The sequence below is a fragment of the Paraburkholderia sp. SIMBA_054 genome, from assembly GCF_046534875.1.
GTDB classification, from domain to species: Bacteria; Pseudomonadota; Gammaproteobacteria; order Burkholderiales; family Burkholderiaceae; genus Paraburkholderia; species Paraburkholderia hospita.
This window is the reverse complement of sequence record NZ_JAWRXV010000806.1, coordinates 1-271: the sequence shown is the minus strand read 5'-3', so window position 1 is coordinate 271 and position 271 is coordinate 1. Positions and strand designations below refer to the sequence as shown.

General features: G+C 63.8%; 1 protein-coding gene. It reads right to left on the bottom strand.

Annotation, left to right across the window (positions count from 1 at the left end):
• Nucleotides 1-271, bottom strand: a 271-nt coding sequence (locus tag SB822_RS57330; RefSeq protein WP_410859139.1) for a YceD family protein, incomplete at both ends; no start/stop codon positions are given.

Genomic DNA, 271 nt, shown 5'->3' with positions numbered 1-271 from the left:
CTTTCGAGCGCCGCGAACGGATTCGGCCGCTCGGGCTCTTCGCCCTCGCCAGCTTCGTCCAGCGCGGCTTCGTCGCCCTCGCCCTCGGCACCGGCCGCACCAGAGACGAGACTCTCGTGCACCTCGGGACAAACCTCGTGCTTGGGCACAAGCGGCAAGGAAAGCAGCAACTCTTCCTCGATCAGGTCGATGAGATCGAACTGGCGCGAGCCCACGATCACTTCGACTTCATCTTCGTCGAGCGGAAACTCTTCGGCTTCCGCCTCAGTGC